Here is a 23,698-nt window from a genome sequence, read left to right on the forward strand (position 1 = left end):
CCACGGCCGCGGAGGCGAAACCCGGCGCGCGCGGCCGTCCGAAAGCCTTTCTGGCGAGCGTCAGAGCTGCTCGCGCACGCCCGCCTCGCGCGCCAGCCCCTTCGTCTGGTCGCGCAGGTCGCCCCGGAGCGCCGTACGGGCCCGGCCGAGGCGGACCACGGGGAGGAGCGCACGCCCGTGCGCGTCCTCCAGCTCGAACGCCAGGGCGGCGTAGTAGGCGACGACGGCGAGCACCAGACCCGCGACGCCCGCCGTGGTCCTCCATCCCGCGGACGCGGTGAGCTCGTAGACGCCGGTGATCGCGAACCTGGTGGCGGACATGGCCATCACGGCGGCGGCCACCGGCTTGGGCAGGCCCGCGAGGGCCGGCACGAGCATCGCCGCGGCGGCCGTGAGCAGGACGACGCCCAGCGCCGCGCTGGGGGTGCCGGGCGCGGAGGTGAGCGTGACGCCGCCGATCACCGCCCACGTGCCGGCAAGGACGCCCATCGCGGCCCCGGCGACCGGATCGCGGGCGAGGAAACCGAGCACGCAGACGAGGAACTGCAGCGGCGCGGTGAACAGCAGCGCGGCCAGGGCGACGACGCGCCCCTGCACGGCGGGCACCCAGCCGAGCTCCACGGCGGCGAAGGCGGTCGTGGCGAGGGCGAGCCCGAGGAACCCCAGCGGCAGCGGGCTGCCCATGGGCCGCAGGACGACACGGGCGACGCCGGCCTGTCCGCCGGCCTGCTCTCCCGGGAGGTCGCGCCCGCTCATCGGCCCGGCGGCACCGGCATCGGCCGCCGCCCGGTCACGACCGGTTGTCCGGCTCTTGGGTGCGGCTGTCGAACTCGGTGTGGCCGTTCGGGCACTTCGGGATCGTGTCGCCCTCGTGGACCGACACCTTCTCCCCGCAGACGGCGCAGTGGAAGACGCCGGTCTTGCGGGCCTTCTCACCGGTGTGGGCGGGCACGGCGCCTCCTCGCTCGGCTCATCGCGGCGGAACCGCTCGCGGCGGGCGCGGGCGGGAGTCCGGTCGGACCGGCCTCTCCCCCGCCCTGTGCGGAGCTTGTGACATCGCGCTCGATACCCCCGTCAGGGGAGAACCACGCGGCCCTTGCCCGATTCTTGGCCGGCGAAGGCCGGGCGCGGGACGGCCGGCGTGGGGCCGTCCCGGCGGGAGGTCACTTGCCTGCGCTCTCCACCGCGTCGCGCAGGGAGCTCGGCACGAAGGCGACGTTGGTGTCGAGTTCCTTGCCGTCGAGCTTGACGGTCGGCGTTCCGGTCAGCTTCTGCGCGCTCATGGTCTGCGCGGAGAACTGCTGGTGCGCGGCGACGTTGCGCTGCTGCCGTACGCAGTTGTCGAAGTCCTCGGCGGTGACGCCGGCACCCTTGCCCCACTTGATCAGCTCGTCGGCGCTGAAGCCGGTCACGGTCTCGCTCGGCTGATTCTTGTAGAGCGCGTCGTGGAACGCCAGCCACTGCCGGCCGTCGGTGATGCAGCGGGCGGCGGAGGCCGCGCGCAGCGAGTTACCCTTGGTCGGCTCCTGCGTGAAGATCGTGATCGGGTGGTACACGACCTTGGCCTTGCCCTCGGCGGCCAGGTTCTTCAGTGTCGAGCCGCTGGTCTCCTCGAACTGCTTGCACGCCGGGCACTGGAAGTCCTCGAACACGTCGACCACGGGCTTGGTCACGCCGGACTTGGCCATCACGACCGTCCCGTCCTTCTCCACGGTGACGGGAGCGGCGCCCCCGGAGGCCTCCTCCGCGGTCCCCTGCCGCACCGACCACACCGTGAAGGCGGCGGCGATCACGACGATCACCGCGATGGTGACGATCATCGTGATGCGCTTGCGCTGCTCCTGCTTGCGCAAGGTCTCCCGCTGGGCCGCGATCCGGGCCCTGGCCGCCTCACTCGTCCGCTTGCTCACGAAGCTTCCCCCCTGGCTGTTCTCACGGCGACGTCCCGCGATCGCCCGCGGTCACGCACCGTCGTCCTCGCCGCCGTCCGAGTCGTCCTCGTCCGCCGTTTCCCGCTCTCCCGTGAAGCCCAGCGCGGAGTCCAGCGACAGGCGGCCCGCCGGCCTGACCACGATCCACGCCGCGCAGACCAGCAGCCCGAGGTCGCGCATCAGCTCCCAGAAGTAATTGGGGTCCTGACCCGCGGCGAGCGTGCCGTCACCGCCGAAGCAGCCGCAGTCGATGCGCAGCCCCCTGGCCCAGGCCGACGCGATGCCGATGACGAACGCCACCATCAGCACCCCGCCGACGGCCGCCACCGCGCGCGTGAACAGGCCGACGAGCAGCAGCAGGCCCGTGATGATCTCCAGGACGGGCAGGCCGTACCCGACCACCTGCGCGACGGAGTCCGGCAGGAGCTGGTAGGCCCGCACCGCCTGCACCGACAACGCGGGCGCTCCGATCTTGAGCGCCCCGGCGACGATCAGTACGCCGGCGAGCACGACCCGTGCGGCGGTCGTGACCCAGGAGAGCACGGGTTTCGCGGGCTGTAACCGTTCGGACACCGAGGCGCCGGATGCCAACTGAACCATGAGTCTCCTCGCCCGGTAGGCAACACCGACTGAACAGTACCGGGACTCAACCTCACCATGTGCTGGATAAGAGCATGGTAAGCCGCCTCATCTTAGCTGCTCACGGCGCATGTACGGGAAGGAAACCCCAGGGCGGCTCAGCGCCGGACGCCCCGGGCGAGTTCGGACGCGAGCTCGCGTACCGCCACAAGACCGGACTTCTCGTCCGGCGCGTCGAGCAGGCGCCGGATGAAGGCGGACCCGACGATGACGCCGTCGGCGTACGCCGCGACCTCGGCGGCCTGGGCGCCGTTCCCGACGCCGAGGCCGACGCAGACGGGCAGCGGCGTGTTCGCCTTGGTCCGCTTGACCAGGCCCTCCGCCGCCGAGCCGACGGTCTCCCTGGCGCCGGTCACGCCCATCAGCGAGGCCGCGTACACGAAGCCCGTGCAGCAGGCGGCGACCCGGGCGATCCGCTCGTCAGGCGAGCTGGGCGCGACGAGGAAGACCGTGTCGATGCCGGCCTCCTTGCTCGCGGCGAGCCAGGGCTCGGACTCTTCGGGCGTCAGGTCCGGTGTGATGGTCCCGACGCCGCCCGCGGAGGCGAGGTCGCGCGCGAAGCGCTCGGCGCCGTAGCGGTCGATCGGGTTCCAGTACGTCATGACCAGCGTCGCGGCCCCCGACTTCGCCACGCCCTCGACGGTGCGCAGCACGTCGGCGATGCGGGTGCCGTTGGTCAGCGACCGGTGCACGGCGTCCTGGATGGTCGGGCCGTCCATGAGCGGATCGGAGTACGGCAGGCCGATCTCGATCACGTCGCAGCCGGCCTCGACCATCGCGGTCGCCGCCGCGACCGCGCCGTCCTTGGTCGGGAAGCCGGCCGGCAGGTAGCCGACGAGCGCGGCCCTGTCCTCGGCGCGGGCCTTGTCGAACACCGCGTGGAGTGTCGTCATCGGGATGCCCTATCGATGCTGATCAGAGGTTGAAGTACTTCATGGCGGTGCCCATGTCCTTGTCACCGCGGCCCGACAGATTCACCAGGATGACGGCGTCCGGGCCGAGTTCGCGGCCCAGCCGCAGCGCGCCCGCGAGCGCGTGCGAGGACTCGATGGCCGGGATGATGCCCTCGGTGCGGGCGAGCAGGGCGAAGGCCTCCATGGCCTCCTCGTCGGTCACACCCTCGTAGGTGGCCCGGCCGGTGTCCTTCAGCCACGCGTGCTCCGGGCCCACGCCGGGGTAGTCGAGGCCGGCCGAGATCGAGTGCGACTCGATCGTCTGGCCCTCCTCGTCCTGCAGGACGTAGGTGCGGGCGCCGTGCAGCACGCCGACGCTGCCCTCGGTCAGGGTCAGCGCGTGCTCGCCGGTCCCCGCGCCCCGGCCGCCGGCCTCGTAGCCGTACAGCCGGACGCCCTCGTCCTCGATGAAGGCGTGGAAGACGCCGATGGCGTTCGACCCGCCGCCGACGGCGGCGCAGACCGCGTCCGGCAGCGCGCCGGTGAGCTCGAGCACCTGACGGCGGGCCTCGACGCCGATGATCCGGGCGAAGTCCCGCACGATCTCCGGGAACGGGTGCGGACCGGCGACGGTGCCGAACAGGTAGTGGGTGTGGTCGACGTTGGTGACCCAGTCGCGGAACGCCTCGTTGATGGCGTCCTTGAGGGTCTGGCTGCCGTTGGTGACCGGCACCACCGTCGCGCCGAGGAGCTTCATCCTGGCGACGTTGAGCGCCTGGCGCTCGCAGTCGACCGCGCCCATGTAGATGACGCACTCCAGGCCCATCAGCGCCGCGGCGGTGGCGGTGGCGACGCCGTGCTGGCCCGCCCCGGTCTCCGCGATGACACGCCGCTTGCCCAGCCGCTTGGTCAGCAGCGCCTGGCCGAGCACGTTGTTGATCTTGTGCGCGCCCGTGTGGGTCAGGTCCTCGCGCTTGAGCAGGATCCGCGCGCCGCCCGCGTGCGCGGCGAAGCGCGGCACCTCGGTCAGTGTCGTGGGACGACCGGCGTACGTGCGCAGCAGGTGGTCGAACTCGCGCAGGAAGCCCAGGTCGGTCTTGGCCTTCTCGTACTCCGCGGCGACCTCGTCGAGGGCCGGGATGAGCGCCTCCGGCACATACCTGCCGCCGAACCTGCCGAACTTGCCGTGGACGTCCGGGTCGTTTCCGTGGACCCCGTTGCCGGCCAGGTCCGCGGAGGTGAGGATGGTCCCCTCCGTCGCGGTCACGCGGCCTCCTTCCGCTGCGCTGTCGTTCACGAGTGCCTCTCGGAGCCGGTGTCCTGCCGGGAGGCCGGGTGGGCGCCCGCGGTCACGAGGTCGTTGACCGCCGCCTTGGGGTCCCTGCCCGTGACCAGGCTCTCGCCCACCAGCACGGCGTCCGCCCCCGCCCGCGCGTACGCGAGCAGGTCGTGGGGACCGCGCACCCCGGACTCGGCCACCTTGATGACGCCGTCCGGCACCTTGGGCGCGAGCTTGGCGAACACCTCGCGGTCCACCTCGAGCGTCTTGAGGTCGCGGGCGTTCACCCCGATGATTTTGGCGCCGGCGTCGACCGCGCGGACCAGCTCCTCCTCGGTGTGCACCTCGACGAGCGGGGCGAGCCCGATCGACTCGGCCCGCTCGATCAGCGAGACGAGCGCCTGCTGGTCGAGGGCCGCCACGATGAGCAGGGCGAGGTCCGCGCCGTGCGCCCTGGCCTCCCACAGCTGGTAGGAGGTGACGATGAAGTCCTTGCGCAGGACGGGGATGTCCACGGCCGCGCGCACGGCCGCGAGGTCGGCGAGCGTCCCGCCGAACCTGCGCCGCTCCGTCAGCACGCTGATGACGTGGGCGCCGCCCTCCTCGTAGTCCGCCGCGAGGGCGGCGGGGTCGGCGATGGCGGCGAGCGCGCCCTTGGAGGGGCTCGACCGCTTCACCTCCGCGATGACCGACACCCGGTCGCCGCCGAGCGCGGCGTAGGCGTCCCGGGGCTCGGGGGCACGGGCGGCGAGCCGCTTGAGCTCCTCGATCGGCACGTTGCGCTGCCGCTCCTCGAGGTCCTCCCGCACGCCCAGGATGATGTCCTCAAGAACACTCACGCGTCCTCCTCGCCTTCGGCTCGGAGCTCGCGCGATTTGCCTGTCCGCTCGCTCACGCGTAAGGGTCCCTCCGGTCGGCTGCTCTGCGTGTCCTGCCCTGCGATGGTATCGGCCCGTCTCGCGTCGATCCGCCACCGGGTCGATTCACGGTGCGAGGAATTGCCCGAAAGGCGTATTACGCACCACTCCGAAGACGGCCGCGACGGCGAGGAGTCCCCACAGGTATGCGGGGCGCGCGATGTCCGGGCGCACGGGCCGTCCCTGCCATGATCGTAACGCCCAGCGGGCCCACAACGTGATTACGACAGGGACGCAGAAGACAAAGAGCAGGTTCATCCGCGCCGCCCCGGCGAGGTCGGCGTGGGCGAGGTCGTGCACGGCGCGCAGCGCGCCGCACCCGGGGCAGTAGAGGCCGGTCAGGTAATAGAGGGGGCAGACGGGGTAGTGGCCCGGCTCGTGCGGGTCGACCACCGCCAGGTACGTCACCGCCGCGGTCAGAACGGCCGCGGCGCCGAACGGCGCGCGCAGCGACCGCACCCGGTCCCACGCGCGCCGTCCGGTCACTTCCATGGAGGTCAGCCTAACGCGGGGCGCGGACGACCACCGTGCCGACGATCTTGTCGGCGAAGGTCTGCCGCTTGGCGTCCCAGAGCGGCCACAGGTAGCCGATGTAGCAGGGCAGGCCGTCCACGATGTGGCAGATGTACCGGACGACGGCCATGCCGAAGCCGATGTACTCGCCGGTCTGCTCCTTGACCGTCTGGATGCCGACGACCTTCTTGCCCACCGTCTGGCCGGTCGTGCCCTCCTTGTGCTTCAGCCACAGGCCGAGGCCGAGGCCGACGACGATGGCCACGAGGGAGAGCACCAGGCCGATCCCGAAGCCGGAGCCGACCTGGCCGGTCTCCTGGTCCACGGATCCGGCGCTCAGGGCGCTGCCGATGATGCTCAGGATCCAGGTGGGGACGCCGACGATGAGGCCGTCGATCAGCGTGGCGCCGACGCGCAGGCCCCAGTGCGCGAGCTCGGGCGCCGGGTAGCCGCCGGGCGCGCCGTACGCGCCGCCGTACTGGCCGCCGTACTGGTCACCGGCGGGCGGGGCCGGGTACGAGCCCTGCGGCGGCGGGTAACCGCCGCCCTGCGGGTAACCGCCCTGGGAAGGCGGCGGGTAGCCGCCCTGCGGCGGGGGATACCCGCCCTGCGGGCCGGGCTGGCCGGGCTGGCCGGGCTGGTTCTGGGGGTAACCACCCGGGTTGTAGCCCGGGTCGTTGCCGTACGTCATGTGATGCTCCTGCGTGAGTGGGGGAAAAAGGAGTCTCGGATCTTCTTCAGCGCGACGAGACCGGAGACGACCCCGAGGATCCGCGGAGCACCGCATGGAGACGGGCCGGGGATGCCGGGGAGGAGCGACGCGACGACCATGCCGTTCCCGCCGGCGCCGGAGGGTGGCCGGCGCCGGTGCGGACCGGCCGGAGCGGATGGCGATGGCCGTCGGAGGCCGGCGGCCGGTCCGCCCGGCCCGACGGGCGGCCGTGGCCGCCCGTGCCGCCCGGCCGGCTCCCGTGGCTCATTCGGTCTCCTGTGCGATGATCAGAGGTCGGCGCGAAGCCTATCGGCAGCAGGGCGGCCGGGCTGGCAATAATCCGCTTTGTGGACAATTTGTAATCTGAGGTGGGAACGATCCAACGCGCGGGGGGAGGGCTCCCCCGCCGGCGGACCGGCTACGCGGTGGGGTCCTCGCCCTCGTCGATCGCGTCCCACATCGCCCTGTCGGCGTCCTTCACCCGGGCGGCTCCGCCCGTGCCCGCACGCCCGGCCCCCCGCTCGTACCTGCTCGACATGCCGGGCCAGCGCACGCTCAGGACGGCGGCCGCCACGCCCGCCCCGGCCAGGACGAGCCCGCCCGCGGCGGTCAGCACCGGCCAGACCCAGGCGCGCGACTCCAGGGAGATGTGACCGGAGGACGTCACCGCGGTCGTCATGTGCTGCGCGGCCACGGAAGCGATCGTCGCGCCGCGCGTGCCGTCCCACGCCCCGGCCGCGACCGCCGCGCCGAGGAGGGCGACCACCACGCTCGTCACCCGCCGCACGACCCCCCGGGTCGCCAGTACGGCCAGCACGGCGGCGAGCGCGGCCAGCGCCGCGGGGGTGAGCCATGCGACCAGGTCGTTGCCGGTGAGGGAGCCGCCGCCCGCTCCTGCCGGGCTTCCCGCCGTGCCGAGCGTGACCCACACGCGGCCCGCGGCCGACAACGCGAGGCCGCCTCCCACGGCACAGGCGGCCAGCCAGGCGAGCAGCGAGCGCCGCGCCGTACGCGCCTGGTCGCGGGCGGGAGCGGTCACGGCGCGCCGCTCACGTCGAGGACGTCGGCGTCGAAGCAGGTGCGGTCGCCCGTGTGGCAGGCCGCCCCCACCTGGTCGACCTTGAGCAGGATCGTGTCGCCGTCGCAGTCGAGCGCCACGTGCTTGACCCACTGCACGTGGCCGGAGGTGTCGCCCTTCACCCAGTACTCCCCCCGGCTCCGGGACCAGTAGGTCGCCCGGCCGGTGGTGAGCGTGCGGTGCAGCGCCTCGTCGTCCATCCAGGCCAGCATGAGCACCTCGCCGGTGTCGTGCTGCTGGACGATCGCGGGCACCAGGCCGTCCGGGGTGCGCTTCAGCCGGTCGGCGATCTTCGGGTCGAGGGCCATGAGGCCAATTGTGCCGCAGGTCCCGGCCGCCCCCGCCGCCGCGCCCTGCCTCCTTCGCCGCCGCGCCCTGCCTCCCCCGCTGCTGCACCCTGCCTCCTCGCCGCGCTACACGGCGCCGCCGGCCGTCGCGGTCACCAGGGACAGCGGCAGGTCGCCCACCCGGCGTACGACGTGGTCCCCGTCGCGCGGGCCGCCGCGGTAGACCGATCCCGCGACCCAGCTCGCGGTGTTGGACGCGACGACCCGGCCCTCGGCGTTGACCAGGAACGCCGGGCCGGGGATCTCCCGCAGCGCCGGGAGCACCGCGGCCTCGAAGCGCCGGACGAACACGTCGGCCGCGGCCACCCCGGCGAAGCTCCCCCCCGCCAGCACGGGCACCGACAGCGTGAGGCTGTACTCGTCGGTGCACAGGTAGTCGACGTACGGGCCGCAGATCGTGCGCTCCGCACCGGAGGACGGGCCGGCGTACCAGTCCCAGTGGGTGTAGTCGTAGAAGGCGCTGCTCGCCGGGTCCATGTCCCGCAGCAGCTGCACGGGGTCGCCGGAGGGGTTCTCCTGCCACCATTCGAGGTACCACGGCGCGTCGGCCAGCAGGCCGGGCGCGGCGATGAAGCCGATCCCCGCGATCAGCGCCGGCAGATGGGCCGGCAGACGGGCGGGCAGACGGGCGGGCAGCGCGCCGCCGCGCAGCCGGGCCCACAGCAGCGGGCGCAGCGCCGCGAGGTCGGCCACGACCGGGCGGCGCGTGCCGCCCGCGGGCAGGACGCAGGCGACGGCGGCGTCGCGGACCTCGCGCAGCGCCTCGAACACGCCCTCGGCCGCCTCGCGCACCCGCGCCACCGCCGCGGCGGCGTGGTCGTGCCCGGCCTGCACAAGTGACGCCGGTGTGCTCATGCTTCTTACTCCCGCAGCCGCAGCCGAAGCTCGATGAGGTGTCGTGTCGCGTCGAGCACGTGCCGCTCGGCGACGGCCCTGGCCTGCTCGCCGTCGCCGCGCTCGACGGCCCCGGCGATGGCGCGATGCTGTGCCGCCGTCTCATCGTGCCCGCTCAGGCCCTCGTGCGGAAGCCAGAGCAACGGTCCGATGTCAGCCTGTAACCGGATCTCCTCCTGAGTGAGGCGGGCCGACTGCGAGGCCGCCGCCACCTCGATGTGGAACCGGCCGTCGAGCCTGCGCAGCCGGGCGCACGCCTCCGCGGACCCGGCCGCCTCCGGTGCGGCGGCGACGGCGTCCATCTCGTCCAGGGTGCGCCACAGGGGCGCGACGTCCGAGGGAAGCGAGCGCTCGGCGGCGAGCCTGGCCGCCGTCCCGGCGACGGCCGCGTAGTGGTCGCCGAAGTCGCGCAGCTCGTCGGCCGCGAACGCGCGCAGCCGCGCCAGAGGGTCGAGCCCGGCGGGCAGGCGTACGAAGCTGCCGCCGCCCCGCCCGCGCCGCGTCTCGACCATCCCCCGCTGGCGCAGCGCCATGAGCGCCTCCCGCAGGGTCACGGTGGAGACGCCGAGCCTGCCCGCGAGCTCCGCCTCGCTGGGCAGCTGCTCACCGTCGGCGAGCAGGCCGACCGCGATCGCGTCTGCGAGCCGCCGGACGACGACGTCCACCCTGGCGGTGCTGTCCACAGGTGAGAAGACGGCCAGGCGGGCCATGTTCACGGTCGCACTCCTGTTCGCCCACGCCGTCCGCGACGGTTGACTCCGCGAGAGTGGACTCCGCGAAAGTTGACAACAGTGATACCTGATCAGGTCTTTACGTGAAACATTTAACTCCATATGTTTCAGGTCATGCCAGACCAAGCAGTCAGTCTCCGCGGCCTGCGCAAGAGCTTCGGGCCGGTCGAGGCGGTCGCCGGGATCGACCTCGACGTCGCCGACGGGGAGTTCTTCGCGATGCTCGGGCCGTCCGGCTCGGGGAAGACCACCGTGCTGCGCATGATCGCGGGGTTCGAGTCGCCCACCGCAGGGACGGTCGAGCTGGGCGGGCGTGACGTCACGCGGCTCGCGCCGTTCGAGCGGGACGTGAACACGGTCTTCCAGGACTACGCGCTGTTCCCCCACATGAGCGTGCTCGACAACGTCGAGTACGGCCTGCGGGTGAAGAAGGTGCCCAGAGCGGAGCGGCGCGAGCGGGCGCTCGCCGCGCTGCGCTCGGTGCGGCTGGAGGGCTTCGAGAAGCGGCGCCCGGCCCAGCTGTCCGGCGGCCAGCGCCAGCGGGTCGCGCTGGCCCGCGCGCTGGTCAACCGGCCGCGCGTGCTGCTGCTCGACGAGCCGCTCGGCGCGCTCGACCTCAAGCTCCGCGAGGAGATGCAGGTCGAGCTGAAGGCGATCCAGCGGGAGGTCGGCATCACGTTCCTGTTCGTGACCCACGACCAGGAGGAGGCGCTGACGATGAGCGACCGGATCGCGGTGTTCAACCAGGGCGGGATCGAGCAGATCGGCACCCCCGCCGAGGTGTACGAGCGCCCGGCCACCGCCTTCGTCGCCTCCTTCGTCGGCACCTCCAACCTCATCTCCGGCGCGGCCGCGCGGGCCGTGCTGGACAGGGAGGGCACCTTCAGCGTCCGGCCCGAGAAGCTGCGCGTCGTCCTCGGCGAAGAGCCGCCGGGCCCGGACGAGCACGAGGCCGCCGGCGTGATCCGCGAGGTCGTGTACGCCGGTCCGGCGACCCGGTTCGTCGTGGACCTCGACGCGGGCGGGCGCCTGATCGCCCTCCAGCAGAACCTGCAGGCGTCGTCCATGGACGTGACGGGCCTGCGCGGCGCCCGCGTCCGCCTCGTGTGGAACCGCCGGCACGAGTTCCCCATCGACGCCCCCGCCGAGCCGGTCGCCGCCGGCTGAGCTCCGCCACCGCGCCCCCCGCACCACTCACAGCAAGGAGAACCACGATGCGGTCCCCCCGTCCGCGTTTCGCCAGGCCTTCTCTCGTCGTCACCGCCGCGCTGGCGCTCGCCGCCGTCGCGGGCTGCGGCGGCGGGTCGTCCACCGCCGGCGGCGGCTCGGCCGCGGCCCCCGGCGGCGGCGCCTTCACGCCGCCGAAGATCGAGGCCCTGAAGTCCCTCGGCCCCGGCGAGGGACAGGTCAACCTCGTCGCCTGGGCCGGCTACGCGGAGGACGGCTCCAACGACCCCAAGGTCGACTGGGTCCACCCGTTCGAGAAGGCCACGGGCTGCACGGTCAACACCAAGACGGCCGGCACCTCCGACGAGATGGTCAACCTGATGAAGACCGGCGAGTACGACGCCGTCTCGGCCTCGGGCGACGCCTCGCTGCGCCTGATCGCCTCGGGCACGGTCGCGCCGGTCAACACCGACCTCGTGCCCAACTACAAGGACGTGTTCGACGGGCTGAAGCTCAAGCCGTGGAACTCGGTCAACGGGGTCGCGTACGGCATCCCGCACGGCCGCGGCGCGAACCTGCTCATGTGGCGCACGGACACCGTGAAGCCGGCCCCCGACTCCTGGGGCGTCGTGTTCGACCCCGGCTCGCCGTACAAGGGCAAGGTGACGGCGTACGACTCGCCCATCTACATCGCCGACGCCGCGCTCTACCTGATGTCGGCCAAGCCGGAGCTGGGGATCAAGGACCCGTACGCGCTGGACGACAAGCAGCTCCAGGCCGCGGTCGACCTGCTCAAGCAGCAGAAGCAGAACATCGGCGAGTACTGGTCCGACTACACCAAGGCGGTGCAGTCGTTCAAGTCCGGTGACACGGTCGTGGGCACGACGTGGCAGGTGATCGCCAACCTGGTGGAGGCCGACAAGGCGCCGGTCGAGACGACGCTGCCGAAGGAGGGCTCCACCGGCTGGTCGGACACGTGGATGGTCGCCGCGAAGGCCAAGCACCCCAACTGCGCCTACAAGTGGCTCGACTGGATCATCTCCCCCACGGCCAACGCGCAGGTGGCCGAGTGGTTCGGCGAGGCCCCGTCCAACGCCAAGGCCTGCGAGCAGACCTCCGACAAGTCGTTCTGCGACACCTACCACGCGACCGACGAGGAGTACTTCTCCAAGGTCCACTACTGGACCACGCCGATCGCGCAGTGCCTCGACGGGCGCACCGACGTCAAGTGCACCGACTACTCCGAGTGGACCCGGGCCTGGACCGAGATCAAGGGCTGAGCGCTCCCCCCGGGGGACGGCTACCCGGCCGTCCCCCTCGGCCGCACGGAGATAAGCCGCACGGAGAGAAGACGATGACGACCATCACCACGACGGCCGCCTCCCCCGGGATGCGGAGGCGGGCCGCCTCGTTCCTGCACCGGCACGCCGGGGTGCGGCTGTCGCTGCTGCTGTCGGCGCCCCTGGCCTGGCTTGGGCTGGCCTACCTGGGCGCCCTCGCGGCCCTCCTCGTCACCGCGTTCTGGTCGACCGACGTGTTCACCGGCGACGTGGTCAAGGTGTTCACCTGGGCCAACTTCACCGACCTGGTCACCGGCGAGGTCTACCGCACGGTCGCCCTGCGCTCGATCGGCGTGGCCGCGGCGGTCACACTGATCGACCTGGTGGTGGCCTTCCCCATGGCGTTCGCCATGGCCAAGCTGGCCTCGCCGCGGGCCCAGCGCTGGCTGGTGATCGCCGTGCTCACCCCGCTGTGGGCGTCCTACCTGGTCAAGGCGTACGCGTGGCGGGTGATGCTGTCCTCGGACGGCGTGCTCGGCTGGGGCTACGGCCTGACCGCCACCGTGGTGACCTTGTCGTACCTGTGGCTGCCGTACATGATCCTGCCGATCTACGCGGGGCTCGAGCGGCTGCCGAACTCGCTGCTCGACGCGGCCGGCGACCTCGGCGCCCGCGGGTGGCGGACCTTCCGCACCGTGGTCTGGCCGCTGACCTTCCCCGCCGCCGTGGCGGGGTCGATCTTCACGTTCTCGCTCTCGCTGGGCGACTACATCACCGTGAAGATCGTCGGCGGCAAGACCCAGCTCATCGGCAACGTGGTCTACGACAACATCGGCGCGGCCAACAACCTGCCCTTCGCCGCCGCCGTCGCCACCGTCCCCGTCGTGATCATGCTGGTCTACCTCGCGGCCGTACGCCGCACCGGCGCGCTGGAGAATCTATGAATCTCTCTCGTACGTCCCGGACGCTGCTGCGGGCGGCGCTGGCGGCCGGTCTGGCCGTGATCTACGTGCCGCTGGCCGTGGTGCTGCTCAACTCGTTCAACTCCGACCGGACCTTCTCCTGGCCGCCCGCCGGGTTCACGCTGCGCTGGTGGGCGGCTGCCTGGGACTCGGCCGGCCTGCGCGACGCGCTGTGGACCTCGGTGCAGGCGGGTCTCGGCGCGACCGTGATCGCGCTCGTGCTCGGCACGATGGCCGCCTTCGCGGTGCAGCGCTACCGGTTCTTCGGCAGGGAGACGGTCTCACTCGTGATCGTGCTGCCGATCGCCCTGCCCGGTATCGTGACCGGCATCGCGCTGAGCAACACCTTCCACACGGTGCTCGGCCTCCCCCTCGGGCTGCTGACCGTGATCGTGGGCCACGCGACGTTCTGCGTGGTCACCGTCTACAACAACGTGCTGGCCCGGCTGCGCCGCATGGGCCTGAACCTGGAGGAGGCGTCGGCCGACCTCGGGGCGGACACGTTCACCACGTTCCGCCTGGTCACGTTCCCGATGATGCGCTCGGCGCTGCTCGCGGGCGGGCTGCTCGCCTTCGCCCTGTCGTTCGACGAGATCATCGTCACGACGTTCACCGCCGGGGCCGGCGTCCGCACGCTGCCGATCTGGATCTTCGAGAACCTGTTCAGGCCCAACCAGGCGCCGGTGGTCAACGTGGTCGCCGCCGCGCTGATCCTGCTGTCGGTGATCCCGATCTACCTGGCCCAGCGCCTGTCCGGCGGCGACCCGCAGACCCACTAAAAGGCGCCTGGACGGATCAGCCGTCCGCGCCCGTCAGGGACCGCAGGCAGGGGCGCAGCAGGGCGGCGATCTGCTCGGGAGGCGCGTCGCGCAGCTCTTCGAGTTTCAGCAGGTGCCGCCCGAGGACCACGCCGATGAGCACCGCGCTGATCAGCGCGGCCCGTACGCCCGCGTCGGCGGCGGGGATGGCCTCGGCGAGCTGCGCCCGGTGGCGGGCCGCCCCCTCGGCCGCGGCCTCGGAGGCTCCCGGATGGGTCAGCATCGAGCGCAGGACGGCCAGCGACTCGACCGGCTCGTCGGCCATCGAGGCGGCGAGCCGGTCGAGCATCTCCTCGACGACCTGTTCCGGCTCGCCTTCGAGCGGCCCGGACGGCCGGGCGCGGGCGACGCGGAGGAAGAGCTCCTCCTTGGAACCGAAGTAGTGCATGACGAGCCCGGGGTTGACCCCGGCGTCGGCGGCGACGGCCCGGATCGTCGTGTGTTCCGCATCCGCGACGGGCGGATCCTCCTCCTCCGCGATTACTGGAACCCCATGGGCCTCGCCTCCGCGACGCAGGCCTGATCAGATGGGCGGGGTGGCGGCGGTGTAGGGCGGGAGCGGGAGCCGGTGGCCCAGCAGGTAGGCTCGCACCACTGCGAGATAGACGGCCGGCTGGTCGATGGCGATGGCATGGCCGGCGTGGGGGACGTAGACCAGGGTCGAGCCGGGCAGGGTGCGCCGGTAGTCGTAGGTGACCTGCCAGTCCTTGTAGTCGCACTCGCCACGCATCACCAGCGTCGGAACGGTCACGGTACGCAGGCGGGGACGCGGATCGGGCAGGGTCTGGGCGTCGGCGATCGTCATCTGGTTGACGTAGAAGCCGGGGCGGTTGGCCGGGAGCGACGCCGGTGGACGGCCGGGGCACTGCGCGGCGGACACCGAGGCGTCCAGGATCCGGCGGAAGAGCTCATCGGCCTCGTCGTCGCCCAAGAGGGCGTGGGCGGCGGACGGGTTCACCTCGGCCAGCAGCTGGGCCGCCGACATACGGGGGCTGGAGGCGAGGCTTTCGGCCCGCTCGCGCTGACGCGGCGAGAGCCGATCCCACAGTTCGCCGCTGGCGCGTCCGCGGAAGGCCCCGTACCACAGGACGCCGGGTGAGCTCAGCACGGCCTTGGCCACGTGCTCGGGGTGTACGGCCATGTAGTGTCCGGCCAGTTCGCCGCCCCACGACTGCCCGATCAGGATCATCTTTTCGGCGCCCAGCCGGCGGCGGATCGCGTCCAGGTCGGCGACCTGCCGTGCGACGGTATATCCCCGGATGTCGGACAGCCGCGTGGAGCGTCCCGAGCCGAGCTGGTCGTACGCGTACACATCGAAGCCGTCGGCGGCCAGCGCGCGCCCCGCAGGGGAAATTCCGTCGTTGGCGGTCCCGGGCCCGCCGTGCAGGAACACCACAGGCGCCGGACGGGGTCTGCCGACGGCGGGAATGTGACTGTAGGCGATGCGGGAGCCCGTCGGCAGGTCCCAGTACCGGACGTCGGAACCGGGGGGCGGGCCGGCGGGACGCGGCATCGGCCGGAACAGCGGGATCCCGGCCGCCGCGCCGAACACGACGACGGCGACGGCGGCGGCCAGGGCGGCGGGTCGCCGGCTGCGCCGGAGTCCGAACAGCTCGAGTCCCGCCCAGCACGAAAGGAAGAAGGTCGCGAAGAACGCTGCGAGAGCCGCCGCGACCAACACCGGGACGAGCGCGGTGGCGAAGGCCGCGCAGAAGAAGGCGGCCAGGGCCGCGACGACCGCCGCGACCAGCGCCACCAGGATCGTGAGCACACCGCCGGCGCGCCGGAGGAAGATCATTGCCATGCCGTCCAGGCTAGGTACGCCGTTCGCGCCGTTCCTCCTGCGTGACGACGAACCGCACGGGCCCCGCGCCCCGCCGGACGGCGGGGTCCGTCCCCCCTGCGCGGCGGGGGCCGTCAGCGAACGCCGGGACGGACCAGCCCCGTCTCGTAGGCGGCGATCGCGGCCTGGACGCGGTCGCGCACGTTCAGTTTGCGCAGGATGACCGCCACATGGTCCTTGACGGTGGCCGGGCTCAGGGACAGCTCCCGGGCGATCTCGGCGTTGCTGCGTCCGCGTGCGACCTGAACCAGGACCTCGGTCTCCCGCCGGGTCAGCGCCGCCGGCGGCGCGGAGCCGGGCGAGCCGCCGGGCGCGGCGGCGTAGTGGTCGATGAGCCGCCGGGTGACGGCCGGGTCGAGGAGGGCGTCCCCGGCAGCGACGACCCGGACGGCATCGACGACGCGCTGCGGCTCGGCGGTCTTGAGCAGGAAGCCCGACGCTCCGGCCCGCAGCGCGCCGAACACGTACTCGTCCAGGCCGAAGCTGGTGAGCAGCAGGACCCGCACCTCGGGGGCAGCGGCCGTCACCCGCGCGGTCGCCGCGACACCGTCCAGGCCCGGCATACGGACGTCGAGCACCGCGACGTCCGGGCGCAGGTCGAGGGCCTGCCGCACGGCCGTCTCGCCGTCGCCGCACTGGTCGACCACCCGCAGCCCGGGCTCGGCGGCGAGAATGGCGGCGATGCCCGCGCGGACGATCGGCTGGTCGTCGGCGACCGTCACGCGGATCACGTCGGATCGGTCTGTGGGAGCCACACCCGCACCGTACCGTCGGCGGCGATGCTCAGCGTCCCGCCTCCTGCGTCGATCCGGTCCCGCAGCGGGCGCGGCACGCCCGGGGAGCCGGGGCGGCGCGGGCCGATGGTCAGGTCCAGTCCGTCCGGGACGTGGTGAAGGGCGATCGGAGTCTCGTCCTCCATGAGCGCCTCGACGGTGCGGTAGGCGATCACCTCGGCGGACGCGGGAAGAGGGCGGACGGGGCCGGTCACGCGCAGGGCGGCGCGATGACGCGTGGCCAGCGTGCGGACCCCGGCCAGGGTTGGCGGCGGGTCGTCGTCGGCGGTTGCGGCGCGCAGCTCGGTGACCAGGTCCTGCATGACGAGCATCGCCGCCCGGGACCGCGTCAGGACGTCCTGGAGATCCTCGCGTTCGGCGGCGGAGACCGCGGCACGGACGTGGGCGCATGCGGTGCCGCGCAGGCCCCGCAACAGCCGCGCCCGCTCCTCGTGCGCGGCAGCGGCCGCGTGGTCGTCGACGGCCCGGTGCAGCGCGGTCCAGGCGTCGCTCCCGGCGCGCCGCCGCCGTCCCGCGCGCAGGCCGAAGGCCCAGCAGACCAGGGCGGGGACGAGCACGGCCGCGGTGAAGACCGCCCAGGCGGTGAAGCGGTGCCCCACGCCGTCCGCGGCCAGCGCCGCCCCGGCGACGGCGGCCACCACGAGCGGCACCGGCCAGCTTCCGGCCGCGCGACGCCGCGCTCTCGACGCTGCCGCATGGACCAGCAGAAGATCCGCCCACCAGCACCACAGCAGCACGTCGGTCCCGTGGGACGACGTCCAGCCGTAGTGCTCGCACAGCAGCCACCCCAGCACGACGGCGCAGGCCGCCATCGCCGCCGCGCACGGGGCGCTGCGCCGCCACGCCAGCGGTGCGGCGTGGGCGGCGAGCACTCCGGCCAGCAGCGCGTCGGCCACGGCGGATCCACGGAACGCGTCCGGCCCTCCGGCCGGAATCAGGCATGCTCCCAAGGGCAGTGCGAACGCCAGGACCACGAGCGCGGCGTCGGCGGAGGCCGGCCCCAGCAGCCGCAGCCAGACCCTGGGTGCGATCGTGCGCGTCCGCCGTCTGGCGGCCTGCGCCCGCACCGGCGGCTCCCCGGCAGCGCCCGGAAGCGACATCCGGACGAGCCACCCGCCCTCGTGCGGGCCCGCGTCGAACCGTCCGCCCGCCTCGGCCACGGCACGCCGCAGAGCGTCCAGCCCCGTGCCGGCGCCGAGGCCGTCGCCGGCCGCCGTCCCTCCGCTGTCCCTCACCTCGACGAGGAGGACGTCGCCGTCGGCGTCCACTCGTGCCCGCACGGTGGCGCCGGCGGCGTACCGGGCGGCGTTGGTCAACCCTTCTCTGAGTACGCGATAGGCGAGCGCCGCGCCTTCCCGGGTGACGACCCGGACGCCGCGGCGGTAGCCGGCCTGCGCGAACGCGGCGGCGAGGGCGTCCAGCTCGTGCAGCGTGCGCGCGGGGTCGAGCGACGCGCCGAGAGCGTCGAGTTCCGCCAGTGCGGCGCGTCCGGCCTCCGCGGCGTGCCGGAGCGCCGCCGCCCGCAGGTCCGGGGCGTCAAGCCGGAGCGCGGCACCCGCCGTCACCACAACCCCGGTGAGACGGTGCCCGGCCACATCGTGCAACTCGGTGGCGAAGCGTGCCCGCTCCGCCCGTGCCGCGTCGCGCGGGACGGCCGCCGCGTGCCGCAGAAACTCCCGGCGGCCCAGCCGGGCGGCCGCGCGGCGACGGCGCGCACGGCCCGCCGTCCAGATCCCGGCGCCCACGCCCAGCGCGAGGACGCCGCCCGCCGCCGTCACACGCGCCGGCGCGCCGCCCCAGGCGACCAGCAGCACCGCGACCGCCGTGACCACGGCCATCGCCGAAAGCGAGACGCCCAGCGTCCGTGCGCGCGCCACGGCGAACAGCAGCGCCGAGACCGCCACGACCAGCGCCGGTACGGCCAGACCGCCCATCACGCCGAGATGCGCCGCCGCACTGATCACCATCGTTCCCATGTGTATCAGGCCCCGCGCACGCGGACTTCGACCGGTGGTGTCGCTGACCTCGGACTTTCGCGCCGAATCTCAGCGGGCGGTGGTGGCGGTGGTCCAGGAGGCGTAGAGGTCGGCGTACACGCCGGGCTGCTCGACCAGGACGGCGTGCGGGCCGCGCTGGACGATCCGGCCGTGCTCGAACACGATGACCTCGTCGGCCGCCTGGGCGGTGGAAAGGCGGTGCGCGATCGAGATCGCCGTACGACCGCGGGTGACGCCGTCGAGGGCACGGGCGAGACGCACCTCGGTGGCGGGGTCCACGGCGGAGGTGGCCTCGTCGAGCAGCAGCAGGTCGGGGTCGGCGAGGTAGGCGCGGGCGAGCGCGACGAGCTGCCGCTCTCCGGCCGACAGGGACTCGCCCCGCTGGCCGACCGGGGTGTCCAGGCCGGCGGGCAGGCCGTCGAGCCAGTCGGCCAGGCCGAGCTCGGTCAGCGCCCGGGCGATCTCCTCCCGGGTCGCCGAGGGCCGTCCGAAGCGGATGTTGTCCTCAAGCGTCGAGTCGAACAGGAACCCGTCCTGCGGGACCATGACGATCCGCTCCCTGAGCGAGGAGAAGCTGACCGTGCGCAGGTCGGTCCCGTCCACGAGGATCCGGCCGGAGGTCGGGTCCATGAGCCGGGTCAGCAGCTTGGCGAAGGTCGTCTTGCCCGAGCCGGTCTCCCCCACCACCGCGACCCGCGTGCGCGGCGGGATCTCGACGGACACGTCGTGGAGGACGGGCGGCCCGCCGGGGTAGGCGAAGCCCACGCCGTCGAAGCGGACCGAGATCGGGCCGCGCGGCAGCGCCGCGCCGTTCTCCGGGTCGGCCACGTCGGCCGGGGTGTCGAGCACGCCCAGGATGCGCCGCCATCCGGCGATCGCGTTCTGCGCCTCGTTCAGCACCTCGGTCGCGGTCTGCAGCGGGCTGATGAACAGCGTGATCAGGAACAGGAACGCGATGAGCCGCCCCGCCGTGATCGAGTCGGCGACGCCCAGCCAGACCCCGGCCACGACCACCAGCGCGACCGTGATCGAGGCGACCAGCTCGGTGGCCGGGAACGTGAACCCGACGATCTTCTGGGCTCGGGTCTGCGCCGCGCGCATCCCGTCCACCGCCGTGTCGATCCGCTCGGCCGTACGGTCCTCCGAGCCGTACGCCCGGATCACCGCGCTGCCGACGACCGACTCGCTGACGGCGGCGAGGACGTCGCCGGCGCGCTCGCGCACCCGCGTGTACGCCCCGGCCACCAGGCGCTGGAACCGGGGCAGGGCCAGCACCAGCGGCAGGAAGCAGGCCCACACGATCAGCGTGAGCTGCCAGGAGTAGACGGCCATGAGCACCGTCGCCACCACCAGCTGGCCGGCGGACACGATGACCATCAGCCCGCCCCACTGCATGAACGTGCTGATCTGGTCGACGTCTCCGGTCACGCGGGAGACCAGGCCGCCGCGCCGCTCGGTGTTCTGCGTCAGCACCGACAGGTCGTGCACGTGGCGGAAGCCCTTGCCGCGCAGGGCCGCCAGGCCCGACTCGGTGGAACGGTAGAGCCGGACGTTCATGAGGTAGCCGCACAGCGCGGTCAGCACGACGGCGAGCGCGCACAGGACCACCGCGTTCCGGATGAACGGCAGGTCGGGCACGCCCGAACGCAGGCCGCGGTCGATCACCTGTTGCACGGCGATCGGCACGACGACCTTGCCCAGGGTGGCCAGCACGGCCAGCACGAGCGTCCCGGCGAGCCCGCGGCGGAACTCCGGCGACAGCCGCAGGCCCTGCCTGAGCGTCTCCAGGGCGCCCCGGTCGGCCGACCGCAGGGACGAGGTCTCTCCTGTGGCCGTGCCGGTCGCAGGGTCGGTCACGGCGGTCACCGCGTCACACTCCTCGTCAAGGGCTTCGGGCCGTGCGTCATGCGACGACCTCCTCATCGGTGTCGAGCGCGGCCCGCTCGGCCTCCTCGCGCTCGTAGGCGGTGACGAGGTCGCGGTAGCCCGCGCAGCGGACCAGCAGCTCCTCGTGCGTGCCGTGGTCGGCGACCACGCCCTGCTCCAGGTAGACGACCTCGTCGGCCAGTGCGATCGTCGCCATGCGGTAGGCGACCACGATCACCGTGGCCTCGGCGGCGCCGTCGCGCAGGCCGTAGAGGATGCGCTTTTCGACCTGCGGGTCGACGCTGGAGGTGGCGTCGTCGAGGATGAGCAGCCGGGGCTCGCGCACGAGCGCGCGGGCCAGTGCGAGGCGCTGGCGCTGACCGCCCGACAGCGTCGCGCCGCGCTCCCCGATCCGGGTGTCCAGGCCGGACGGCAGCGCGCTGACGAAGCCGTCGGCCTGCGCGAGCCGCAGCGCGGCCCAGACCCGCTCGTCCGGCACCTGGCCGGCGAGCGCGATGTTGCCGCGCACGGTGTCGTCGAACAGGAACGTCTGCTGCGGGACGAGCGCCACCGAGGCGCTCACCTCACCCTTGGCCACCTCGCGCAGGTCCACGCCGTCGACGCGGACGACGCCCTCGCCGGGGTCGATCAGGCGCGCGAGCAGCTGGGTGAGCGTCGACTTGCCCGCCCCGGTCGGCCCGACGACCGCGATCGTACGGCCCGGCGCGACGGCGAAGCCCACGTCCCTCAGCACCGGACTCCCCGGCACGTACGCGTAGGAGACGCCCTCGGTCTCCACCCGGGCCGGGCCGGAGGCGTCCAGGCGGGCGGTGCCGTACTCCATGGAGCCGGTGGCGTCGAGGACGTCCCTGACCCGCGTCCAGCCGACGACGCTACGCGGCAGCTCGGCCAGCACCCAGCCGAGCGCCCGTACGGGGAAGGCGAGAAGCGTGAACAGGTAGGCGACCTGGATCAGGTCGCCGGCCGCGACGCCGCCGGACTCCAGCCGCAGCGACCCGACGAGCAGCACGGCGAGCACGCCCAGCGTGGGCAGCGCCTCGAGCAGGGGGTCGAACAGCCCGCGGACGCGGCCGACGGCGACGTTCGCGTCCCGCAGCGCGTCCGCCTTCGCCTGGAAGCGCGCGGTCTCCGCGTCCTCCCGGCCGAGGGTCTTCACGACGAGCGCGCCGTCGAAGCTCTCGTGCGCCACCTCGCTCACCTCGGCCCGCAGCTGCTGGGCCCGCATCGCGAGCGGTGAGAGCCTGCGCTGGTAGACCAGGTTGAGCACGGCCACGGCCGGGAAGATCAGGAAGCCGACGACGGCGAGCACCGGGTCGACCAGCACGATCGCCACGGCGGCCGTCACGAGCATCACGACCACGCCCACCGCCATAGGCAGCGGGGCGAGCGGCCCCCAGGCCGCCTCGACGTCGGAGTTGGCGTTGGACAGCAGCTGTCCGGTCGGGTGACGGTGGTGCCAGGCGAGGGGCAGCCGCAGATACTGCCGGGTGACGGCGCGGCGGGAGTGGGCCTGCATGCGGTACTGGTGGATCCCGGCCAAGATGCGCCGGCCCATGATCCCCGCGGCCTTGAACACCGCCACACCCACGATCAGCAGGGCCGCCACGACCAGCGCGCCGGTGCCCGCCGCGCCGTCCCTGAACGCGGGCAGCACCGCGTTGTCGGTCGCCCAGCCGAGCGCCCAGGACGAGGCGACGGTCATCGCGCCGTAGAGGGCGCTGGCGAGGACCGCGCCGGTGAAGATCCTCGGCTCGGTTCTGATCGCCACGCCGATGACCTTGAGACCCTGGAGCATGACTGAGCTGCCGGGCCGCGCGGGGGACTCCTTCGTCGGCACGCGGTGCGTTCCTTCCGATCGGGGGACCAGCCGGGGCCGCTCCCTGCGAGCGCCCCAGAGGGGGACGTTACTCACTCGGGGACGCCACCGGATCGGTCACCGGACCGACGCCGCCCAAGCCCTTGGTCCTAGTCGTGTCTCGCGGATCGCTGCGACGGGCAGCATCTGCTCGACAGTCCTAGTTACTCCCTATCATCCTGATCAATCGGTTTATTCCTCGGTGATGCTCGGCCACCGGTCCGGACGGGATGACGGACACATAGGCTGATCGCGTGACACACGCCCAGACGGAGCGCGCGGCGCTCTGCGACCTGCTCGACCGCCTCGGTCCTGAGGCGCCCACGCTGTGCGAGGGATGGGCGACCGGGGACCTCACGGCCCACCTCGTCCTGCGCGAGCGCCGGCTCGACGCCGCGCCCGGCATCGCGCTGCCGTTCCTGGCGGGCTACACCGCCGCCGTGCAGGACCGCATCAAGCGGCGCCACCCCTATCCCGAACTGGTCGGGCTCGTCCGTCACGGCCCGCCGCGCTGGACGCCGTACGGACTGGTCCCTCGCCTGGACGAGATCGTCAACACGGTGGAGCTTTTCATCCATCATGAGGACGTGCGCCGGGCGCAGGCCGGCTGGGAGCCGCGTGTCATCCCGCGGGACCTGCAGGAGGCGTTCTGGAACCGGCTGCGCGGCACCGCCCGGCTCTTCCTGCGCAAGGCTCCTGTCGGGGTCGTGCTCCGCCGTCCCGACGGGGCCAAGACCGCCGGGCGGATGGCGGAGCCCGCCGTGGTGGTCACCGGCGAGCCGTCGGAGCTGCTGCTGTTCGCGTTCGGGCGGCAGGCGCACGCCCGGGTGACGTACGACGGGGACGCCGCGGCGGTCGCCCGGCTCCAGGAGGCCCGATTGGGGCCATGAGGACGAAGTCGCGGGAGTTGTCCGGAATTCTCCACGTAAACGTCCTGCAATGGGGCAGCATGAGACCAGCGCACGATGTGTGGGAGCGTTTGGGAGCCCCGGATGAACCTCAAGAAGGTCCTGACCTACCTGGCCATCGCGTTCGTGATCTTTTATTTGTTCACGCAGCCCGCGAACGCCGCCGGCGCGGTCAGGAACGTGTTCGGAGGCATCACCACGGGAGCCGAACGCCTGTCCGCGTTCTTCACCTCGCTCCTTTCAGGCTGAACCC

The 23,698-nt window shown here is 72.9% G+C and carries 25 protein-coding genes; 6 read left to right on the top strand and 19 right to left on the bottom strand.

Going from position 1 to position 23,698, the window contains the following annotated elements; translation table 11 throughout:
• Window positions 1–60: 60 nt before the first annotated feature.
• The 13 genes from HHX35_RS00865 to HHX35_RS00925 all read right to left on the bottom strand — a co-directional run bounded on the left by HHX35_RS00865 (window position 61) and on the right by HHX35_RS00925 (window position 9,913).
• Window positions 61–756 carry a GPR1/FUN34/YaaH family transporter gene (locus tag HHX35_RS00865; RefSeq protein WP_182897140.1) on the bottom strand — a complete coding sequence of 232 codons (696 nt, stop codon included), beginning with the start codon at window positions 754–756 and terminating at the stop codon, window positions 61–63.
• A 34-nt stretch (window positions 757–790) separates the two neighbouring features.
• On the bottom strand, window positions 791–952 hold the full coding sequence (locus HHX35_RS00870) for an alpha helical protein (protein WP_030509970.1): 162 nt from the start codon (window positions 950–952) through the stop codon (window positions 791–793).
• A 211-nt stretch (window positions 953–1,163) separates the two neighbouring features.
• Window positions 1,164–1,910: a thioredoxin domain-containing protein gene (locus HHX35_RS00875; protein ID WP_310738829.1), complete on the bottom strand. Its 747-nt coding sequence runs from the start codon at window positions 1,908–1,910 to the stop codon at window positions 1,164–1,166.
• A gap of 51 nt (window positions 1,911–1,961) precedes the next feature.
• The gene (locus tag HHX35_RS00880; protein WP_139574354.1) at window positions 1,962–2,531 is read right to left on the bottom strand and encodes a DoxX family protein; all 570 of its coding nucleotides are present in this window, start codon (window positions 2,529–2,531) and stop codon (window positions 1,962–1,964) included.
• A gap of 137 nt (window positions 2,532–2,668) precedes the next feature.
• Window positions 2,669–3,463: a tryptophan synthase subunit alpha gene (gene trpA / locus HHX35_RS00885; protein ID WP_139574355.1), complete on the bottom strand. Its 795-nt coding sequence runs from the start codon at window positions 3,461–3,463 to the stop codon at window positions 2,669–2,671.
• A 22-nt stretch (window positions 3,464–3,485) separates the two neighbouring features.
• A complete protein-coding gene (gene trpB / locus HHX35_RS00890; protein WP_220504948.1) occupies window positions 3,486–4,691 on the bottom strand; it encodes a tryptophan synthase subunit beta in 1,206 nt (401 codons plus the stop codon).
• Window positions 4,692–4,756: 65 nt separating this feature from the next.
• Entirely contained in the window at window positions 4,757–5,581 is an 825-nt protein-coding gene (trpC, locus tag HHX35_RS00895; RefSeq protein ID WP_182897142.1) for an indole-3-glycerol phosphate synthase TrpC, read from the bottom strand.
• Between the two features lie 144 nt (window positions 5,582–5,725).
• The gene (locus HHX35_RS00900) at window positions 5,726–6,151 is read right to left on the bottom strand and encodes a DUF2752 domain-containing protein (protein WP_182897143.1); all 426 of its coding nucleotides are present in this window, start codon (window positions 6,149–6,151) and stop codon (window positions 5,726–5,728) included.
• Between the two features lie 10 nt (window positions 6,152–6,161).
• Complete coding sequence (locus HHX35_RS00905) at window positions 6,162–6,863, bottom strand: RDD family protein (protein ID WP_182897144.1); 702 nt, start codon at window positions 6,861–6,863, stop codon at window positions 6,162–6,164.
• 439 nt (window positions 6,864–7,302) lie between these two features.
• The gene (locus tag HHX35_RS00910) at window positions 7,303–7,923 is read right to left on the bottom strand and encodes a Trp biosynthesis-associated membrane protein (protein WP_182897145.1); all 621 of its coding nucleotides are present in this window, start codon (window positions 7,921–7,923) and stop codon (window positions 7,303–7,305) included.
• Window positions 7,920–8,270: a phosphoribosyl-AMP cyclohydrolase gene (gene hisI / locus HHX35_RS00915; RefSeq protein WP_030509961.1), complete on the bottom strand. Its 351-nt coding sequence runs from the start codon at window positions 8,268–8,270 to the stop codon at window positions 7,920–7,922. The genes HHX35_RS00910 and hisI overlap by 4 nt, the downstream gene beginning before the upstream one ends.
• Before the next feature lie 105 nt (window positions 8,271–8,375).
• The gene (locus HHX35_RS00920) at window positions 8,376–9,164 is read right to left on the bottom strand and encodes a cache domain-containing protein (protein WP_182897146.1); all 789 of its coding nucleotides are present in this window, start codon (window positions 9,162–9,164) and stop codon (window positions 8,376–8,378) included.
• Window positions 9,165–9,169: 5 nt separating this feature from the next.
• Window positions 9,170–9,913 (bottom strand): FadR/GntR family transcriptional regulator, encoded by a 744-nt coding sequence (locus HHX35_RS00925; RefSeq protein WP_139574542.1) that lies wholly within the window; start codon window positions 9,911–9,913, stop codon window positions 9,170–9,172.
• A 135-nt stretch (window positions 9,914–10,048) separates the two neighbouring features.
• On the opposite strand from HHX35_RS00925, the gene HHX35_RS00930 reads away from it, so the two are divergent.
• The 4 genes from HHX35_RS00930 to HHX35_RS00945 all read left to right on the top strand — a co-directional run bounded on the left by HHX35_RS00930 (window position 10,049) and on the right by HHX35_RS00945 (window position 14,122).
• Window positions 10,049–11,101 carry an ABC transporter ATP-binding protein gene (locus tag HHX35_RS00930; RefSeq protein ID WP_182897147.1) on the top strand — a complete coding sequence of 351 codons (1,053 nt, stop codon included), beginning with the start codon at window positions 10,049–10,051 and terminating at the stop codon, window positions 11,099–11,101.
• Between the two features lie 47 nt (window positions 11,102–11,148).
• Window positions 11,149–12,381, top strand: coding sequence for an ABC transporter substrate-binding protein (locus HHX35_RS00935; RefSeq protein ID WP_182897148.1), 1,233 nt, complete (start codon window positions 11,149–11,151; stop codon window positions 12,379–12,381).
• 74 nt (window positions 12,382–12,455) lie between these two features.
• Entirely contained in the window at window positions 12,456–13,325 is an 870-nt protein-coding gene (locus HHX35_RS00940; RefSeq protein WP_051762067.1) for an ABC transporter permease, read from the top strand.
• Window positions 13,322–14,122 carry an ABC transporter permease gene (locus HHX35_RS00945; protein WP_182897149.1) on the top strand — a complete coding sequence of 267 codons (801 nt, stop codon included), beginning with the start codon at window positions 13,322–13,324 and terminating at the stop codon, window positions 14,120–14,122. The genes HHX35_RS00940 and HHX35_RS00945 overlap by 4 nt, the downstream gene beginning before the upstream one ends.
• A gap of 16 nt (window positions 14,123–14,138) precedes the next feature.
• Here the strand turns inward: HHX35_RS00945 and HHX35_RS00950 are convergent, their stop codons facing one another.
• From HHX35_RS00950 to HHX35_RS00970, 6 genes are all read right to left on the bottom strand, one after another.
• The gene (locus HHX35_RS00950; protein ID WP_259404724.1) at window positions 14,139–14,678 is read right to left on the bottom strand and encodes a TetR/AcrR family transcriptional regulator; all 540 of its coding nucleotides are present in this window, start codon (window positions 14,676–14,678) and stop codon (window positions 14,139–14,141) included.
• Window positions 14,679–14,684: 6 nt separating this feature from the next.
• Window positions 14,685–15,965 carry an alpha/beta fold hydrolase gene (locus HHX35_RS00955; protein ID WP_182897151.1) on the bottom strand — a complete coding sequence of 427 codons (1,281 nt, stop codon included), beginning with the start codon at window positions 15,963–15,965 and terminating at the stop codon, window positions 14,685–14,687.
• 113 nt (window positions 15,966–16,078) lie between these two features.
• Window positions 16,079–16,759 carry a response regulator transcription factor gene (locus HHX35_RS43050; RefSeq protein WP_310738830.1) on the bottom strand — a complete coding sequence of 227 codons (681 nt, stop codon included), beginning with the start codon at window positions 16,757–16,759 and terminating at the stop codon, window positions 16,079–16,081.
• Window positions 16,732–18,774, bottom strand: coding sequence for a histidine kinase (locus tag HHX35_RS43055; RefSeq protein WP_310738831.1), 2,043 nt, complete (start codon window positions 18,772–18,774; stop codon window positions 16,732–16,734). Before HHX35_RS43055 ends, HHX35_RS43050 begins: the two co-directional genes overlap by 28 nt.
• Before the next feature lie 69 nt (window positions 18,775–18,843).
• Window positions 18,844–20,718 (bottom strand): ABC transporter ATP-binding protein, encoded by a 1,875-nt coding sequence (locus HHX35_RS00965; RefSeq protein WP_182897152.1) that lies wholly within the window; start codon window positions 20,716–20,718, stop codon window positions 18,844–18,846.
• Window positions 20,699–22,477 carry an ABC transporter ATP-binding protein gene (locus HHX35_RS00970; RefSeq protein ID WP_182897734.1) on the bottom strand — a complete coding sequence of 593 codons (1,779 nt, stop codon included), beginning with the start codon at window positions 22,475–22,477 and terminating at the stop codon, window positions 20,699–20,701. The genes HHX35_RS00965 and HHX35_RS00970 overlap by 20 nt, the downstream gene beginning before the upstream one ends.
• A gap of 314 nt (window positions 22,478–22,791) precedes the next feature.
• Here HHX35_RS00970 and HHX35_RS00975 point away from each other — a divergent pair, with 314 nt between their 5' ends.
• Both HHX35_RS00975 and HHX35_RS00980 read left to right on the top strand, forming a co-directional pair.
• Window positions 22,792–23,427 carry a TIGR03085 family metal-binding protein gene (locus HHX35_RS00975; RefSeq protein ID WP_139574370.1) on the top strand — a complete coding sequence of 212 codons (636 nt, stop codon included), beginning with the start codon at window positions 22,792–22,794 and terminating at the stop codon, window positions 23,425–23,427.
• A gap of 102 nt (window positions 23,428–23,529) precedes the next feature.
• A complete protein-coding gene (locus tag HHX35_RS00980; RefSeq protein WP_182897153.1) occupies window positions 23,530–23,694 on the top strand; it encodes a hypothetical protein in 165 nt (54 codons plus the stop codon).
• The last annotated feature ends 4 nt before the right edge of the window (window positions 23,695–23,698 follow it).

The organism is Microbispora sp. H10830 (genome assembly GCF_014161375.1).
In the GTDB taxonomy this organism is placed as follows: domain Bacteria; phylum Actinomycetota; class Actinomycetes; order Streptosporangiales; family Streptosporangiaceae; genus Microbispora; species Microbispora catharanthi.

Coding starts and splice junctions, on each gene's coding strand:
- HHX35_RS00880 (WP_139574354.1), bottom strand. CDS start 2,531: ATGGTTCAGTTGGCATCCGGCGCCTCGGTGTCCGAACGGTTACAGCCC.
- HHX35_RS43055 (WP_310738831.1), bottom strand. CDS start 18,774: ATGGGAACGATGGTGATCAGTGCGGCGGCGCATCTCGGCGTGATGGGC.
- HHX35_RS00940 (WP_051762067.1), top strand. CDS start 12,456: ATGACGACCATCACCACGACGGCCGCCTCCCCCGGGATGCGGAGGCGG.
- HHX35_RS00955 (WP_182897151.1), bottom strand. CDS start 15,965: ATGGCAATGATCTTCCTCCGGCGCGCCGGCGGTGTGCTCACGATCCTG.
- HHX35_RS00965 (WP_182897152.1), bottom strand. CDS start 20,718: ATGAGGAGGTCGTCGCATGACGCACGGCCCGAAGCCCTTGACGAGGAG.
- HHX35_RS00945 (WP_182897149.1), top strand. CDS start 13,322: ATGAATCTCTCTCGTACGTCCCGGACGCTGCTGCGGGCGGCGCTGGCG.
- HHX35_RS00930 (WP_182897147.1), top strand. CDS start 10,049: ATGCCAGACCAAGCAGTCAGTCTCCGCGGCCTGCGCAAGAGCTTCGGG.
- HHX35_RS00900 (WP_182897143.1), bottom strand. CDS start 6,151: ATGGAAGTGACCGGACGGCGCGCGTGGGACCGGGTGCGGTCGCTGCGC.
- HHX35_RS00905 (WP_182897144.1), bottom strand. CDS start 6,863: ATGACGTACGGCAACGACCCGGGCTACAACCCGGGTGGTTACCCCCAG.
- HHX35_RS00935 (WP_182897148.1), top strand. CDS start 11,149: ATGCGGTCCCCCCGTCCGCGTTTCGCCAGGCCTTCTCTCGTCGTCACC.
- HHX35_RS00980 (WP_182897153.1), top strand. CDS start 23,530: ATGAACCTCAAGAAGGTCCTGACCTACCTGGCCATCGCGTTCGTGATC.
- HHX35_RS00920 (WP_182897146.1), bottom strand. CDS start 9,164: ATGAGCACACCGGCGTCACTTGTGCAGGCCGGGCACGACCACGCCGCC.
- HHX35_RS00925 (WP_139574542.1), bottom strand. CDS start 9,913: ATGGCCCGCCTGGCCGTCTTCTCACCTGTGGACAGCACCGCCAGGGTG.
- HHX35_RS00865 (WP_182897140.1), bottom strand. CDS start 756: ATGAGCGGGCGCGACCTCCCGGGAGAGCAGGCCGGCGGACAGGCCGGC.
- hisI (WP_030509961.1), bottom strand. CDS start 8,270: ATGGCCCTCGACCCGAAGATCGCCGACCGGCTGAAGCGCACCCCGGAC.
- HHX35_RS00970 (WP_182897734.1), bottom strand. CDS start 22,477: ATGCTCCAGGGTCTCAAGGTCATCGGCGTGGCGATCAGAACCGAGCCG.
- trpA (WP_139574355.1), bottom strand. CDS start 3,463: ATGACGACACTCCACGCGGTGTTCGACAAGGCCCGCGCCGAGGACAGG.